The organism is Streptomyces sp. NPDC040589 (genome assembly GCF_055594445.1).
The window spans coordinates 616,397-632,029 of record NZ_JBVIWP010000004.1; the positions used below are offsets into that span (position 1 = coordinate 616,397).

15 protein-coding genes are annotated in these 15,633 nt (G+C 72.3%); 10 read left to right on the forward strand and 5 right to left on the reverse strand.

All coding sequences use genetic code 11. The features are described 5' to 3' along the window. Window position 1: 1 nt before the first annotated feature. Window positions 2–541 (reverse strand): tripartite tricarboxylate transporter TctB family protein, encoded by a 540-nt coding sequence (locus tag ACZ58V_RS20675; protein WP_468196057.1) that lies wholly within the window; start codon window positions 539–541, stop codon window positions 2–4. Then, window positions 538–1,521 (reverse strand): Bug family tripartite tricarboxylate transporter substrate binding protein, encoded by a 984-nt coding sequence (locus tag ACZ58V_RS20680; RefSeq protein ID WP_382830263.1) that lies wholly within the window; start codon window positions 1,519–1,521, stop codon window positions 538–540. Before ACZ58V_RS20680 ends, ACZ58V_RS20675 begins: the two co-directional genes overlap by 4 nt. Before the next feature lie 250 nt (window positions 1,522–1,771). Here ACZ58V_RS20680 and ACZ58V_RS20685 point away from each other — a divergent pair, with 250 nt between their 5' ends. Then, window positions 1,772–2,521, forward strand: coding sequence for a response regulator (locus ACZ58V_RS20685; RefSeq protein ID WP_468196059.1), 750 nt, complete (start codon window positions 1,772–1,774; stop codon window positions 2,519–2,521). 274 nt (window positions 2,522–2,795) lie between these two features. On the opposite strand, the gene ACZ58V_RS20690 is transcribed toward ACZ58V_RS20685, so the two are convergent. Further along, window positions 2,796–4,337 carry an alpha/beta hydrolase gene (locus ACZ58V_RS20690; RefSeq protein ID WP_471291280.1) on the reverse strand — a complete coding sequence of 514 codons (1,542 nt, stop codon included), beginning with the start codon at window positions 4,335–4,337 and terminating at the stop codon, window positions 2,796–2,798. Window positions 4,338–4,677: 340 nt separating this feature from the next. On the opposite strand from ACZ58V_RS20690, the gene ACZ58V_RS20695 reads away from it, so the two are divergent. From ACZ58V_RS20695 to ACZ58V_RS20730, 8 genes are all read left to right on the forward strand, one after another. Further along, on the forward strand, window positions 4,678–5,802 hold the full coding sequence (locus ACZ58V_RS20695; RefSeq protein ID WP_471291281.1) for a Gfo/Idh/MocA family protein: 1,125 nt from the start codon (window positions 4,678–4,680) through the stop codon (window positions 5,800–5,802). Continuing rightward, a complete protein-coding gene (locus ACZ58V_RS20700) occupies window positions 5,799–6,725 on the forward strand; it encodes a DUF6807 domain-containing protein (RefSeq protein ID WP_189730539.1) in 927 nt (308 codons plus the stop codon). Before ACZ58V_RS20695 ends, ACZ58V_RS20700 begins: the two co-directional genes overlap by 4 nt. Next, window positions 6,719–7,480, forward strand: coding sequence for a cupin domain-containing protein (locus ACZ58V_RS20705; RefSeq protein ID WP_471291283.1), 762 nt, complete (start codon window positions 6,719–6,721; stop codon window positions 7,478–7,480). The genes ACZ58V_RS20700 and ACZ58V_RS20705 overlap by 7 nt, the downstream gene beginning before the upstream one ends. Before the next feature lie 62 nt (window positions 7,481–7,542). Further along, window positions 7,543–8,826 (forward strand): ABC transporter substrate-binding protein, encoded by a 1,284-nt coding sequence (locus tag ACZ58V_RS20710; RefSeq protein WP_471291285.1) that lies wholly within the window; start codon window positions 7,543–7,545, stop codon window positions 8,824–8,826. Continuing rightward, the gene (locus ACZ58V_RS20715) at window positions 8,823–9,761 is read left to right on the forward strand and encodes a carbohydrate ABC transporter permease (protein WP_471291287.1); all 939 of its coding nucleotides are present in this window, start codon (window positions 8,823–8,825) and stop codon (window positions 9,759–9,761) included. Before ACZ58V_RS20710 ends, ACZ58V_RS20715 begins: the two co-directional genes overlap by 4 nt. Beyond that, window positions 9,758–10,618 (forward strand): carbohydrate ABC transporter permease, encoded by an 861-nt coding sequence (locus ACZ58V_RS20720; protein ID WP_468196073.1) that lies wholly within the window; start codon window positions 9,758–9,760, stop codon window positions 10,616–10,618. The genes ACZ58V_RS20715 and ACZ58V_RS20720 overlap by 4 nt, the downstream gene beginning before the upstream one ends. Window positions 10,619–10,623: 5 nt before the next feature. After that, entirely contained in the window at window positions 10,624–11,217 is a 594-nt protein-coding gene (locus ACZ58V_RS20725) for a hypothetical protein (RefSeq protein ID WP_468196075.1), read from the forward strand. 116 nt (window positions 11,218–11,333) lie between these two features. Beyond that, on the forward strand, window positions 11,334–11,786 hold the full coding sequence (locus tag ACZ58V_RS20730; RefSeq protein WP_468196078.1) for a phospholipase: 453 nt from the start codon (window positions 11,334–11,336) through the stop codon (window positions 11,784–11,786). A 61-nt stretch (window positions 11,787–11,847) separates the two neighbouring features. Here ACZ58V_RS20730 and ACZ58V_RS20735 read toward each other — a convergent pair whose 3' ends face one another. Further along, window positions 11,848–12,546 carry a phosphatase PAP2 family protein gene (locus ACZ58V_RS20735; RefSeq protein ID WP_468196080.1) on the reverse strand — a complete coding sequence of 233 codons (699 nt, stop codon included), beginning with the start codon at window positions 12,544–12,546 and terminating at the stop codon, window positions 11,848–11,850. A gap of 163 nt (window positions 12,547–12,709) precedes the next feature. Between ACZ58V_RS20735 and ACZ58V_RS20740 the strand changes: the two genes are divergently transcribed. Next, a complete protein-coding gene (locus tag ACZ58V_RS20740; protein ID WP_468196083.1) occupies window positions 12,710–13,366 on the forward strand; it encodes a class I SAM-dependent methyltransferase in 657 nt (218 codons plus the stop codon). 9 nt (window positions 13,367–13,375) lie between these two features. Here ACZ58V_RS20740 and ACZ58V_RS20745 read toward each other — a convergent pair whose 3' ends face one another. Beyond that, window positions 13,376–15,631 (reverse strand): heavy metal translocating P-type ATPase, encoded by a 2,256-nt coding sequence (locus tag ACZ58V_RS20745; RefSeq protein WP_471291290.1) that lies wholly within the window; start codon window positions 15,629–15,631, stop codon window positions 13,376–13,378. Window positions 15,632–15,633: the final 2 nt, after the last annotated feature.

Below are 15,633 nucleotides of genomic sequence, written 5' to 3' on the forward strand. Positions count from 1 at the left end.
GTCACAGCACTCCCATCAGCGGACCGCCGGGCAGGGGCACTCCGAGCAGATTGTTGAACACGGTGTAGGTGACGAGGGACAGCCCAGCCGCGATGAGCGGATCGCGGTCGATCCTGCGGCTGCCGAGCGCGAACGCCGCGCCCCAGAACAGCAGTGCGCCCGCTATGGGGAAGCCGAGCGGCTCGATGAGGACGGCCGCGCCGAGGAACACCCCGGCGAGCAGCAGCACCGTGCGCCAGTCGGCGGGCTCGGACAGGTCGACGTCCTCGCCGGTCTCGGCCTGCCCCCGGCCGCCGCGCAGGACGTCCACGGCGAGCAGTGCGGCGATCACCAGCAGCCCGGCGCCGACCACGATCGGCACGGTCTTCGGGCCGACGGGGCCGCGCTGGGCGATGTCGACGTCCATGGTGAGAGCGTCGGTCAGGACGAGCACGCCCAGGGCCAGCAGCAGCACACACACGCCGAGTTCGGAGTGCTCGCGCAGCCACGAGCGCCGTCCGCCGCCGGTCTCGGCGGGGGGAATGTCGGTCTGCGTCGTCACAGTCCCAGCTCCTTCAGCACCGAAACCACGCGCTTGTCCTCGGCGTCGAGGAACGCGCCGAACTTGTCACCGGTGAGGAAGGCGTCGTCCCAGCCGTTCTGCTTCATGGACTTCCGCCACTCGTCGGAGCCGTGCAGCTCCTCGACGAGCCGCACGAGCTTGTCCCGCTCGCCGTCGGTGAGGCCGGGCGGGGCGACGATGCCGCGCCAGTTGGTGAAGTTCACGTCGTAACCGGCCTCCCGCAGCGTCGGCGCGTCGAGCCCGTCGACCCGCTTCGGCCCGGTGACCGCGAGGAGGCGCAGCTCGCCCGCCTTGATCTGGTCCAGGTACTCGCCGACACCGGAGACACCGAAGGCGACCTTGTTGCCGAGGATGGAGGCGAGCAGCTCGCCGCCGCCGTCGAAGGGGATGTAGTTCACCTGCTTCGGCGGGATCCCCCCGGCCCGCGCCATCAGCATCGGCGCGAGATGGTCCGGCCCGCCGGGGGAGGAGCCGCCGCCCACCGGGAGCTTGCCGGGGTTCTCCTTCCAGGCGCCGATCAGATCGTCGATCGTCTTGTACGGGGAGTCCTTGGCGACCACGACGACGTCCTGCTCCTCGGTGAGCCGGGCGATCGGCGTGGTGTCGCCGAGCGTCTTCGGCGCGTCGTTGGAACGTACGGCCCCCACGACCCCGAGGCCCATGGACATGGCGAGCTTGCCGTTGCCGTGCTCGCTCACCAGCCGGCTGAGGCCCACGGTGCCGCCGGCTCCGGGCAGGTTGAACACCTCGATGTTGTGGGTCAGTCCGGCGTCCTCGGCGTTCTTCGCGGCCGTACGGGCCGTGATGTCGTAGCCGCCGCCGGGCGTGTTGGGGACCATGAATCGCAGGCCCGGGATCTGTGTGCCGGTCTCGGAACCGCTGCCGGTGGTCAGCAGCGGTGGTCCGACGAGCACGAGCACGGCGGCCCCGAGCAGGGCGAGGGGAGTGCGCAGGCGCACGAGTGCCACCACCTGTCGGTACGTCGATGCGGGTAGGTAAAGGCCCTGTGGGGGAGGGTGACGTGGGCCACATGCTGCCCGGGCGCCGACGAGCTGTCTCTCTTGCGGAACCAACGGAGGTTTTGGTCTTTGCGGTCGCCGGAACAGCCGTGCGCACCCCCGGCCCCGTGGACCGCACCCGTGCACATCCCTTTCCCTCACCACAGGTGGACGCCATGATGGGCGGCCCCGGCACGGAAGGAGCGACCCGATGACCAGCGAGCCCCGCACGTCCGGCACCACCGGCACGATCGACGTCCTCGTGGTCGACGACGACTTCATGGTGGCCAAGGTCCACCGCGCCTTCGTCGAGCGCGTCGACTCCTTCCGCGTCGTCGGAGTCGCCGGTACCGGCGCACAGGCCGTCGCCGCCGCCGACGCGCTGCGCCCCGACCTCGTGCTGCTCGACCTGCACCTGCCGGACATCTTCGGCCTCGACGTCATCCCCCGGCTGCGTTCCGCGGGCCACGACTGCGACGTCATGGTCGTCAGTGCCGCCCGGGAGGCCGAGACGGTCCGCGGTGCCGTCCGGCACGGGGTCGTCGACTACCTCCTCAAACCGTTCGAGTCCGAGGAGCTGCGCGCCCGGCTGGAGCGCTACGCCGACCGGCGCGGCCGGCTGCTCGGCACGGTCGTGCGCAGCCAGGCCGACGTCGACCGGGTGCTGGCCGGAGCCGCCGGAGGGGCCACGCCCGTCGCCGCCCTGCCCAAGGGCATGAGCGTGGAGACCGCCGAGCTCGTCGAACGGGCCCTGCGCGAGACGGACGGCACCCTGTCCGCCAGCGAGTGCGCCGCCCTGACCGGCGTCTCCCGCGTCAGCGCCCGCCGCTACCTGGAGCACTTCCACACCGTCGGCCGCGTGGAGGTCTCCCTGCGCTACGGCGTGGCGGGCCGCCCCGAACGCCGCTACCGCTTCCGCGGCCCCGCCGCGCTCCGGCCGGGGGGCGAGGCGCGGGCCTAGGGCCTGTCGTTTGGATCACGCCGCAGACGCGGGGCCTGGCACGCGCATCTGCCGCGTTGTCGTCACTCGCCGATGCTCCGCATCGACTCCCTCCTCCGCCTTGCAACTGCACGCACCAGGCCCCGCTCACCGGCGCTGACAAGGTGCCGCCGATTCCCTGCGACCTGATCCAAACGACAGGCCCTAGGGGCTGAACAGGGCCTTGGACCCACCGTGCCTCGACGGGCCGCAGGTTCGCCCCCATCGGCCCGAGGACCGCACGAGCGACGCGGTCCTACCGTGCCGCGCAGTCGACGTCCTGCGCCGGCAGGCGACCCGTCGCGAGGTACGCGTTGACCGTGTCGTCGACGCACGGCGCACCGTAGACGCCGTACACCGCGTGCTGATCGGCACCGTTCAGCGTCACCAGGCGCGAGGAGGGCCACATGGCGCGCACGGTCCTGGCGCCGTCGTGGTCGGTACGCGGGTCCCCGGTGGCGTTGACGAGGAGGGCGGGCAGGTCGTCGCGGATCGTGGTCGGGCGTTCGCGCGGCCGGTCCCAGAACGCGCACGGGTTGATGTTGTGCGTGACGGGCGCGAACAGCGGGTCCCGTGCCCGGCCGCGCTGGACATCGCGCCAGTAGGCCTCCGGGTCACGGGGCGCGGCCCTGTCGCCGCACAGGATCGCCGTCTGCGCGCTGCCGTAGGGGGAGTCGGTGCCCGTGAGCACGAATTCGAGCACCCCGGCGAGCCAGGGCGACGGCGTGACCCGCTGCCCCTCGGACGCCCGCAGCATGTCCCGCACGCCCTGCGCGAAGTCACCGTAGGCGGCGTCGTTGTGCTGGGAGAGGCCGTTGAAGACGACCATGGGCATCACGTGCTCGTCCAGCCGGTGGTCGCCGAGCCGCAGAGGTGTCCGGGACGCGGCTTTCCGGACGCGGTCCACGGCGGCCAGCACCTCGCCCCGTGTCCCGCCCAGCCCGTAGGTCGCCTCGCGCGCGGCGGCCCAGGACGCCCACCCCTCCAGCGCGTGCCGGTTGGCCCGCTCGACGCCCCGCAGCAGCCTCGGCCCGTAGCGGTCCGGGTCGATCACACCGTCCAGGACGACCCGGCCGGTGCGGCTCGGGAACATCGTGGTGTACACCTCGCCGAGGTAGCTGCCGTACGAGTAGCCCAGGTAGGAGATCCGCCGCTCGCCCAGCGCGGCCCGGACGACGTCCATGTCGCGCGCGGTGTTGCGGGTCGTGGCGTGGGGCAGGGCGTCGCCCGCGTTGGTGCGGCAGCGCTCGGCGAGATCCTTCGAGAACGCGGTCATGCGGTCGAAGCCGGCCCGGTCCGCACCCGCCCCGCGCCATGCCGAGCCGGTCGGCCAGCGGCAGTTCAGCGGTGTGCTGCGGCCGATGAAGCGGGGGTCGACGCCCACCACGTCGTACCGTGCGGCGACGTCCTTCATCGCCTTGCGCACCCACGGCGGGTCGCCGAGCGACGGCCCGCCGGGGCCGCCGCCGTTGAGCAGCAGCGGGCCGACGCGGCGGTCGGTGTCGGTGGCGCGGATCCGGGATATCGCGACGGTGATCGTGCGGCCGCCGGGGTCCGAGTAGTCCAGCGGCACCGTGACGTCGGCGCAGCGGGCGCCCGCCTGCTCCAGTTCCTTGCCGGTCGTGTCTTGCGGTCCGAGTACACAGCTCTTCCAGGTGAGGTGCTGCTGGTGGTAGCGGGCGAGGGTGTCGGAGCCGGGGATCGCCTCGGCCGTGGCGGGCAGCACGGTGAGGGCGAGGGCGGCGGCCGTCAGCGCCAGGGCGGCTCGTCCCGGGGCTGCCGAGGAACGGGGTAACACGTGGGTGTCCCTTCTGTGGCGAAACTCCCCTCGGCTGTCCCACAGGGACATGCGGAAGGGGCTGCTGTGCGACAGAACGCTAGGGAAAGGACCGCCGTCTGATCACTCCGGCCGGCAGCCCGTTCATGGTGGGGCCAACCCCCGGGAGGAGGCGGGGGAATGCCGTTTCCATGGCGGCGACCACAGCCGAAATATCCGCCCCAAGCTGGGAGAACGCTCGCGCAGACCTTGTGCAGGTCGCCGCAGGGGGGTTGTCCAGACATGGTCCCGCGCCTAGGGTCACCTTCCGAGTGCAAGCGCTTTCCAAGCGTGAGTCCACCGGCCGTCCGAGGAGCGCCGCATGTCCGTGTCCCCAGGGTCTCCCACCCGCCGCCGCGTGGCCGTCGTCGGCACCGGAGCCATCGTCAGCGGCAGCCACCTGCCCGCGCTGCGGGCCCACTCCGACCGGGTGGAGCTGGTCGCCGCCGTCGACGTGGACCAGGAGCGGCTCGACGCCTTCCGCGAGCTGGCCGGCGACCAGGTCGCCGGATACACCTCGATGGGCGCGATGCTCGACGCCGTACGCCCCGACCTGGTGCTGATCGGGACACCGCCCTCCCTGCACCGGGAGCAGACGGTGGCCGCGCTCAAGGCGGGCGCCTGGGTGCTGTGCGAGAAGCCGCTCACCCTGTCACTCGCCGAGTACGACGAGATCGCCGCCGCCGAGGAGGCCTCCGGGGCGTACGCCGCGGTCGTCTTCCAGCACCGCTACGGCTCCGGCGCCGTGCACGCCCGCGAGCTGATCACCAGCGGCGAACTGGGCGCCCCGCTGGTCGCGCACTGCCAGACCACCTGGCACCGGGACGCCGCGTACTACGCGGTGCCGTGGCGCGGCAAGTGGGCCAGCGAGGGCGGCGGCCCGACCATGGGCCACGGCATCCACCAGTACGACCTGCTGCTGCACCTGCTCGGCGAGTGGGAGGAGATCCAGGCCATGGCGGCCCGGCTCGTCCACGACACCGAGAGCGAGGACGTCTCCACCGCGCTGGTGCGCTTCCGCGGCGGCGCCCTCGCGACCGTCGTGAACAGCGTGCTGTCCCCGGACGAGGTGAGCCGCATCCGCGTCGACTGCGCGGACGCCACGATCGAGCTCACCCACCTGTACGGCCACAGCAACGACAGCTGGGCCTACACCCCGGCCCCGCACGTCGCCTCCGACCGCGCCACCGCCTGGCGCACCCCCGCGAACGACGTGCCGAGTTCGCACACGGCCCAGCTCGGCACGCTTCTCGACGCCTACGACACCGGCACCCGACCACCTGGCAGCGGCCAGGACGCCCGCGCCACCCTCGAGTTCGCCGCCGCCCTGTACAAGGCGGCGTTCACCGGCCGCTCGGTGCGCGCCGGGGAGATCGGCCCCGGCGACCCCTTCTACGAGGCCATGCACGGCCAGTACCCCGACTGGGCCCCCAAGGAGCGCGCATGAGCATCCGAGTCACCCACACCCACGGCGAGGACATCGCCGTCACGGCTGCAGGCGGCACGGAGATCCTCCGCTATGTCTACCGCCCCGACCCGGATCCCTTCGAGTCCCGCAAGCCGTACGCCCACCCCGTACGCACCCTCTCCGGCCGCACGGTCACCGGCTACCGCCCGAACGACCACCGCTGGCACAAGGGCCTGCAGATGACCTCGAGCCATCTGTCCGGCCAGAACTTCTGGGGCGGCAACTGCTATGTCCACGGCCAGGGCTATCTGCCCCTGCCCGAGCGCGTCGGCTCGATGCGGCACGACGGCTTCCCGGACTTCACGGTCGAGGACGACCGCCTCGCCTTCACCGAGAACCTCACCTGGGTCGAGAACGGCGGCGAGGAGTGGGCCCGCGAGGTGCGGGGGCTGACCGTCCACTCGGTGGACGAGGAAGCCGGATCCTGGGCTCTCGACTGGTCGATCCGCCTCACCAACCTCCGGTCCGAGCCCCTGGCCTTCGGCTCCCCGACCACCGCGGGCCGTGAGATGGCCGGCTACACCGGACTGCAGTGGCGCGGCCCGCGCGACTTCACCGGCGGCACGGTCTTCGCCCCCGACACCGACGCCGACGCGGGCAAGCTCATGGGCACCCAGGGCCCCTGGCTCGCCTTCACCACCGAGCACGACGACGTCGACGGCCACTCCACACTCGTCTTCGCGCACGCCCCCGAGAACCTCGACGAGACGTCCGCGATCCACGAGTCGCACTGGTTCGTCCGCGCCGAGCCCTTCCCCACGGTCGCCTTCTCCTGGGCGTTCTTCGAGGAGTTCGCACTCCCGCCGGGCGAGTCCTTCGCCTACCGCTACCGGCTGGTCGTCGCCGACGGCGCCTGGGACCGCGACCGGGTCGGCACCCACATGGAGAGCCTGCCGTGGTGAGCGACCCGAAGCCCGCCCTGCCGCACCCGCTGCCCGGCGCGATCGGCCTGTCCCATCTGAGCGCCTACGACTGGGAGGCCGCCGACGGCGTCTGCGGCGGCAGCCCGCATCTGCACCTGGTGTGCGCCGAGGCGTACGTCGTCACCGGCGGCCGGGGCGCGGTCCAGACGCTGAGCCCCGACGGCTACCGGGACATCCCCCTCGCGGCCGGCTCCATCGCCTGGTTCACACCGGGCACCGTCCACCGCATGGTGCAGGGCGGCGACCTGCGCATCACCGTGCTGATGCAGAACAGCGGCCTGCCCGAGGCCGGGGACGCCGTGTTCACCTTCCCGCCCGAGGTGCTCGCCGACCCCGGGAAGTACGCCGCCGCGGCGAAACTGCCGCCCGGCACGGGACCCGAGACGGCGGCGGCCGCCCGGCGCCGCAGGGACCTCGCCGTAGAGGGCTACCTCGTCCTGCGCGAGGCCCTCGAAGCCGGCGCCAACGGCCCGTACCTGGAGTTCCAGCGGGCCGCCGCACGCCTCGTGCGCGACAAGGTTCCCACCTGGCGCGAGCTGTGGCGGGCGGGTGCGCTGGCCACCGCCGAACGCACCGGCGCCCAGCTCGACGCGCTGGAGGCGGGGGAGCCCGTCCACCTCGGCGAGGCCACCGCCCACGAGGCAGCCCCCACCCGGCTCGGCGGCTTCGGCATGTGCGGCCGGCGCGACGAGTACAACCTGCCAGGTACCACGCTGCCGTACCAGGGCGAGTAACCCGGCAAGGGGGGCCGAGGGGGGCCAACAGGAAGTCCGAGGAAAGGAGAGGTGACCTCGGCATGCCCGGACACAGGACAAAGGGGTTCTGCGCGTCGGCCGCCGCACTGGCACTGTGCGCCGTGCTGGCAGGCTGCGGAGGATCCGGGGAATCCGCCGGCGGCGGCAAGGTCGTGCTGCGCTACACGTGGTGGGGCAACCCCGACCGCGCGGCACGCACCGAGCAGGCCGTCGCGCTGTTCGAGAAACAGCACCCGGAAATCGACGTCACGACGTCGTTCTCCGGCTACGACGCCTACAAGCAGAAGCTCGCCACCCAGGCCGCCGGCGGTGACGCGCCGGACGTGATGCAGCTGGACTACCGCCAGATCGACCAGTACGCCTCCGGCGGTGTGCTGCTCGACCTGGCGAAGCAGAAGTCCGTACTGCGCACCTCCGAGATCGACCAGGGACTGCTCGCCACCGGCCGCGTGGACGACGTCCAGTACGCGATCCCGCAGGGCCGCGGCACCGAGACCGTCGCCTACGACGTCGAGACCTGGAGGAAGTCGGGCGTGCCCCTCCCCGGTGAGAGCTGGACCTGGAGCCAGTGGGCCGACACCATGCGCGCCCTGGCGAAGAAGACCGGCAAGCCCGGGGCGACCGACCCCGGCCAGAGCGAGGACGCCTTCGAGGTCTGGCTGCGCGGCCGGGGCAAGGCCCTCTACACCGAGGACGGCCGTCTCGGCTTCACCGCCGGCGACCTCACCCGCTGGTGGACCTTCACCGACGGGTTGCGCCGCGAGGGCGCCGTCTCGCCCGCCGAGCAGACCACACAGCTCGACGGTTCCGTCGAGAACACCCCTCTCGGCCGCGGCAAGTCTGTCACCGACGCCAACTGGGACGCCCCGGCGAGCGGTTTCCTCGCCCTCGTCCCGACCGGCGTCGCCCTCGCCCCCATGCCGTCCGGCGAGGACGGCACCCCCGGCCAGTACTTCAAGCCGTCCATGTTCCTCGGCGTCTCGGCCAACACCGGCCACCCCAAGGAAGCGGCCCAGCTCGTCGACTTCATGATCAACGACCGGCGGGCCGCGAAGATCCTCGGCGCCGGCCGCGGCATCCCCGTCAACGAGACCATCCGCGACGCGATCGGCCCGGAGCTCAAGGACTTCGACAAGACCATCTCCGACTTCCAGGCCTCCCTCGACGGAAAGCTCAAGGACCCGCCCCAGGCCCCGCCCTCGGGCGACAACGCCCTGCAGACCACCTTCCAGCGCGACTACGACCAGGTGTCCTACGCGCGCATGTCGCCCCGCGAGGCGGCCGAGAACTACGTCACCGAGGCGAAGGCGGAGCTGAGGTCATGACCACCACCGCGATTCCCCCGGAGGCGAAGCGCGCCACCGCCACCGCCCCGAAGCGCCGCCCCAAGCGCGAACGCGAGGGCGCCGCCTGGGTGTTCCTCTCCCCGTGGGTGCTCGGCGCGACCGTCCTGACGCTGCTGCCGATGGCCGTGTCGCTGTACCTGTCGTTCACCGACTACGACCTTTTCAATCCGCCGAAGTGGGTCGGCCTGCGCAACTACGCGCAGATGTTCACCGAGGACCCGCGCTACTGGCGCTCGGTCGTGACGACCCTGACGTACGTCGTCATCGCGGTGCCCCTGCAACTGGCCCTCGCCCTCGTCGTCGCGCTCGCCCTGAAGGGCATGAAGCGAGGCAAGGCCTTCTACCGCTCCGCCTTCTACGCGCCCTCGCTGCTCGGCGCCTCGATGTCCATCGCCCTCGTCTGGCGGGCGGTCTTCAACGACGGCGGCACGGTCGACAACCTGCTCGGCACCGGCGGCTGGGTCAACAAGCCCGGCTTCGCGCTGCTGGCCGTCGCGCTGCTGACGGTGTGGCAGTTCGGCGCGCCGATGGTCATCTTCCTCGCCGGGCTCCAGCAGATCCCCGCCGAGCTGTACGAGGCGGCGGCGGTGGACGGGGCCGGGAAATGGCGGCAGTTCCTGTCGGTCACCGTGCCGATGCTGTCCCCGGTGCTGTTCTTCAACCTGGTCCTGCAGACCATCCAGGCCTTCCAGGTGTTCACGCCCGCCTTCGCGGTCAGCGCGGGCAAGGGCGGGCCGGCCGACTCGACCCTCGTCTACACCATGTACCTCTACGACCGCGGCTTCGTCGCCTCCCATATGGGCTACGCCTCCGCCATGGCCTGGGTGCTGCTCGTCGTGATCGGCGTCGTCACGGCGGTGCTGTTCCGCACCTCGCGCTCCTGGGTCTTCTACGCCTCCGAGGGGAACCGATGACCTCGACCGCCGTTTCCCACAAGCCGGTTCGCTGGGGCCGAATCGCCGTGCACCTCGGCTGCCTGGCCGCGCTGCTGGTCATGCTGTACCCGCTGGCCTGGCTGCTGGCCACCTCGCTCAAGCCCGCCGACGAGGTGATCGCGAGCCTGAACCTGCTGCCCGGTCACCTGGAGTGGTCGAACTACTCCACCGCCCTGGACGGCGTCAACGACGTCTCCATCTGGCGGCTGCTCGGCAACTCCCTGCTGATCGCGGGCGGCGCGGTCCTCGGCAACGTCATCAGCTGCTCGCTCGCCGCCTACGCCTTCGCGCGCCTCAGGTTCCGCTTCCGCGGGCCACTGTTCGCCTTCATGATCGCCACGATCATGCTGCCGCACCACGCGGTGCTGATCCCGCAGTACATCATCTTCAACCAGCTCGGCCTGGTGAACACCTACTGGCCGCTGATCCTGCCGAAGTTCCTCGCCACCGAGGCGTTCTTCGTCTTCCTCATCGTGCAGTTCATGCGCGGCCTGCCGCGCGAGCTGGAGGAGGCCGCCCGGATCGACGGCTGCGGCCCCTTCCGCAGCTTCTTCCAGGTCGTACTGCCGCTCACCCGGCCGGCTTTGATCACCACCGCCATCTTCACCTTCATCTGGACCTGGAACGACTTCTTCACCCAGCTCATCTACCTCTTCGACCCGGACAAGTTCACGCTGACCCTCGCGCTGCGTTCCTTCGTGGACGCCTCCAGCACCTCCGCGTTCGGCCCGATGTTCGCGTTGTCGGTGATCGCGCTGCTGCCGATCGTGCTGTTCTTCCTCGCCTTCCAGCGGTTCCTGGTGGAGGGCATGGCCAGTTCCGGAGTCAAGGGGTGAGCGGGATGCGGACCCGTGAGACCGGTGAGGTGTTCGGGCCGCGCATGGCCCTGTTCGCCGACGTGCTGAGCGTCGGCCTCGCCACGGCGGCGGCCTGTCTGCCGCTGGTAACCGCACCGGCCGCGCTGTCGACGGCCTGCGCCGTCCTGCGCGGCGCGGGACAGGACCGGCCCGTCACGGCGGGGCGGTACTTCGCCCTGCTGCGGCGGCGGCTCCGGGCCGGTGACCTGCTGGCGGGAGGCATCGCGCTGGCGGGTCTGCTGCTGCTCGCGGCCGATCTGGCGCTGGCCGGGGCCGGGCTGCCCGGGGCGCGGCTGTTCGCGGTGGCCGCCGCCGTCATCGGCGCCTGCGCGGCGGTCGTCGGCCTGCGGGCCTGCGGACGCCCCGATTCGCTCACCGACTGGCGCGCGGCGGTGCGCGGGGCCGCCCGGGACGCCGTGGCGGACGTGGGCGGCAGCGGGCTGGTCCTGCTCGCCGTGGCGACGGCCGCGCTGTGCGCCTGGATGCTGCTGCCCCTGGCCTTCCTGGCCCCGGGGCCGCTGGCCCTCGCGCTCACGGCCATTGACGTACGCCGGTCGGCTGCCGTTCTCGTTCAATAGCCAAGAATTAAGGGGGCATTGGGGCACGTCAGGTGTGAGGACCCTCAGGAGGTGGCGATGCTCTTGTCATGAACCTGCGGCCCGATGGGCGGGCCGCGGCCTCATGGAGGTGTGGGATGCACCGCAGACTCGCCACCGGTCTTGCCGCCTCAACCCTGTCCCTCGTCACCGTCGTCGGCACCGCGACCCTCGCGAGTGCCGCCCCCGCCGACAAGCCCCAGGTGCTCGCGAGCTGGACGCAGACCAGCGCGTCGAGCCACAACGCCTGGGCCGCCGCCCGCGCGAACCAGGCCGCCTGGGCCGCGTACGCCTTCGACTGGTCGACCGACTACTGCTCCTCGTCGCCGGACAACCCGTTCGGCTTCCCCTTCTCGATGTCCTGCGCCCGCCACGACTTCGGCTACCGCAACTACAAGGCCGCAGGCACCTTCAGCGCCGACAAGTCCCGTCTCGACAGCGCCTTCTACGAGGACCTCAAACGGATCTGCGCCGCCTACACCGGCGGCACGAAGAACGCCTGCGACAGCACGGCGTGGACCTACTACCAGGCGGTGAAGGCCTTCGGCTGAGGGCCTGTCGGTCGTGTGGGGGCAGGGCGCGGGGCGGCAGCCTCACGCCCTGCCGACGGCCTCAGCGGCCCGCGGAACCGATGCTGATCCGCGGCCACGAACGGGCGGCCGTCAGGAGCGCCTGGGTCCGCGCCGACGGCGTGGCCGCCGCCGCGGCCAGCGCCGCAGCGGCGCTCGCGATGCCGAGGACCGCACCGGCGGCCACATCGCCCGGATAGTGCACGCCCGTGTGGATGCGGGAGTAGCCGACGGCGCTCGCCAGCGCCCCGAGCGGCACCGCGGCGGGTGGCAGGACCACACCGACGGCGGTGGCGAACGCGACCGCCGACGCCGTGTGCCCGGACGGGAACGAGGCCGACGTGGGCATCCGGACATGCCGGTCCACCGTCACCCGGGCCGCCTCCCGGTCCGGCCGGGCCCGGCGCACCAGGCGCTTGCCGAGCAGGTTGGCGGAGGCCGACGCCACGGCGATCGCCCCGACGCCGACGACCGCGGCACGGCGCGGACGCCTCCCGGCCAGCGCCAGGGCGGCGGCGATGCCGAACGAGATCTTGGAGTGGTCGGCCGCGTGCGACAGATGGCGCAGCGTCCGGTCGAGCGTGGGCGTGGGGGTGGCGGCCACCGCCGCGTACAGGGCGCCGTCCACGGCCCTGAGATCGCCGAGTACGGCGGCCAGGAGCCGGCCGGGTCCGCTCGCGGGCTTCCCTCCGCCCGGCAGCGGACGGGGGGCGTCCGCGTCTGTGATCGTCGGATCGGTCATGTGCTTCTCCCCGCAGTGGCCTTTCCCCAGCAAGGTACCGGCTCACGCCGGGCGCACGCTCGGCGCCCCCGCGGGCCGGTACCCGCCGAGTGCCCACGCGGCGGACGGCCATCCGTGAGCCGGACCCGGCACGGCTGTCCGGGTGACCTGGTGGACTGGCGGCATGACGTCATCGCTGCACCGGGCCCTGCGCGCACTCGACCGCTTCCACTCGGCCCGCCCCTGGGACCACAACGCCCACTTCCACCGCTGGATCCTGCGGCAACTCCCCGAGCGTGCGGGAAGCGCCCTGGACGTGGGGTGCGGCAGTGGTGACCTCGCCCGGCTGCTGGCCGCCCGGGCCGTACGGGTGCACGGGATCGACGCCGACCCGGCGATCACGGCCCGGGCGCGGGAGCTGACCCCGGCGACGGTCCCGGTGACCTACGCGGTGGCCGACGCGCCGACCGGGCTTCCCGACGAGTCGTACGACGTCATCACCTGCGTGGCCGTGCTCCACCACCTGCCGTTCACGGAGACCCTCAGGGCCTTCCGCGGCCGTCTGGCCCCCGGCGGCACGCTGGTCGTCGTCGGGGTCTCCCGGGAACAGACCCCCACCGACCACCTTCTCGGCATCGCGTCGATCCCGCTCAACATCGTCATGGCCCTGGTGAGGAACCGGGGCCGCAGAGCACCCCGCCCGGCCTCGATGACCGCCCCCACGAGACCCGCGGAGATGACCTTCCCCGAGATCCTCCGCGAGGCCCGTGCGGTCCTGCCCGGTGCCCGCCTGCGCCGCCGCCTGTTCTGGCGCTACACGCTGGTGTGGCACCACCGCTGACCCTCGTTCTCAGACGGCGGCCCGGAAGGTGCGCAGCCGCAGCGAGTTGCCCACGACGAAGACCGAGGAGAAGGCCATGGCCGCCCCGGCGATCATCGGCGTGAGCAGTCCGGCCGCGGCCAGCGGCAGGGCCGCCACGTTGTAGGCGAAGGCCCAGAACAGGTTGGAGCGGATGGTGCCGAGGGTGCGGCGGGAGAGGCGGATGGCGTCCGCCGCGGCCCGCAGGTCGCCCCGTACGAGAGTCAGGTCCCCTGCCTCGATCGCGGCATCCGTGCCGGTGCCCATGGCCAGTCCGAGATCGGCCTGGGCGAGGGCCGCCGCGTCGTTGACACCGTCGCCGACCATCGCCACCGAACGGCCCTCGGCCTGAAGCCGCTTGACGACCTCGACCTTGTCCTGCGGCAGTACCTCGGCGACGACGTCCTCCGGAGCGATACCGACCTCGCGGGCGACGGACCGGGCCACCGCCTCGTTGTCGCCGGTCAGCAGGATGGGGGTCAGCCCGAGGGCACGCAGCCGTCCGACCGCCTCCGCGCTCGTCTCCTTCACCGCGTCGGCGACCTCCAGCACCGCACGCGCCTCGCCGTCCCAGGCGACCGCGATGGCGGTGCGCCCGGCGCCCTCGGCCGCCGCCCTGGCCTGGGCCAGGCTCTCCGGCAGCTCCATCGCCCAGTCGGCGAGCAGCCGCTCCCGCCCGACGAGCACCGCGTGGCCCTCGACGACACCTTGGACGCCGAGCCCGGGCACATTGGCGAAGTCCTCCGGCGTGGGCAGCGCCCCGCCCAGCTTCTCCAGCGCCCCGTCGGTGACGGCACGGGCGATCGGATGCTCGGAGGAGTGCTCCAGCGCCCCGGCCAGCCGCAGCACCTCGGCCTCGTCGGTGCCGTCGGCGGTGTGCACGGCCAGCAGGGTCATACGGCCGGTGGTGACGGTGCCGGTCTTGTCGAGGACGACGGTGTCGACCCGGCGCGTCGACTCCAGCACCTCCGGGCCCTTGATGAGGATGCCGAGCTGGGCGCCCCGCCCGGTGCCGACCATCAGCGCGGTCGGCGTGGCCAGACCGAGGGCGCACGGGCAGGCGATGACCAGGACGGCGACCGCGGCCGTGAAGGCGGCCGTCAGACCGGCGCCGTTGCCGAGCCAGAAGCCCAGCGTGCCCAGCGCGAGGGCGATCACGACCGGCACGAACACGGCGGAGATCCGGTCCGCGAGCCGCTGCGCGGCGGCCTTGCCGTTCTGCGCGTCCTCCACGAGTCGGGCCATGCGGGCCAGCTGGGTGTCGGCACCGACCCGCGTGGCGCGCACGACGAGCCGCCCGCCGACGTTGATCGTGGCGCCGGTGACCGGGTCGCCGGTGCCGACCTCCACCGGCACGGACTCGCCGGTGAGCATCGAGGCGTCCACGGCGGAGGAACCCTCGACGACCGTCCCGTCGGTGGCGATCTTCTCGCCGGGCCGGACCAGGAAGCGGTCGCCGACCTTCAACTCCCCGACTGGAACGGTCTCTTCACGTCCCTCGTCGCGCAGTACGGTGACGTCCTTCGCGCCCAGCTCCAGCAGTGCCCGCAGCGCCGCCCCCGCCTTGCGCTTCGCCCGGGCCTCGAAGTACCGCCCGGCCAGGAGGAAGGCCGTCACACCCGCGGCGGCCTCCAGGTAGATGTTCCCGGCGCCGTCCGTGCGCTCGATGGTCAGCTCGAAGGGGTGTGTCATGCCCGGCGTGCCCGCGGTGCCGAAGAACAGCGCCCACAGCGACCACAGGAACGCGGCAGAGGTGCCCACCGAGATCAGCGTGTCCATGGTGGCCGCGCCGTGCCGGGCGTTGGTGAACGCCGCCTTGTGGAAGGGCCACGCCGCGTAGGCCACGACAGGCGCGGCCAGCGTGAGCGACAGCCACTGCCAGTACTCGAACTGCAGCGCCGGGATCATGGCCATGGCCACGACGGGAACCGCCAGCACCACGGCCGCGACCAGCCGCTCGCGCAGCGGGCGGAGTTCGTCGGTCTCCTCGGCGGGCTCGGTGTGCCGCTCGGGGAGTGCCGGTTCCTGAGCGGTGTACCCGGTCGCCTCGACCGTGGCGATCAGATCCCCGACCGAGACCTCACCGGAGTAACTGACCTTCGCCTTCTCGGTCGCGTAGTTGACGGTGGCGGTGACCCCGTCCATGCGGTTGAGCTTCTTCTCGATGCGCGCCGCGCAGGAGGCACAGGTCATGCCTCCGATGGCGAGCTCCACTTCGGCGCCGGTCCCGACCGTTTCGGTGGTCATGG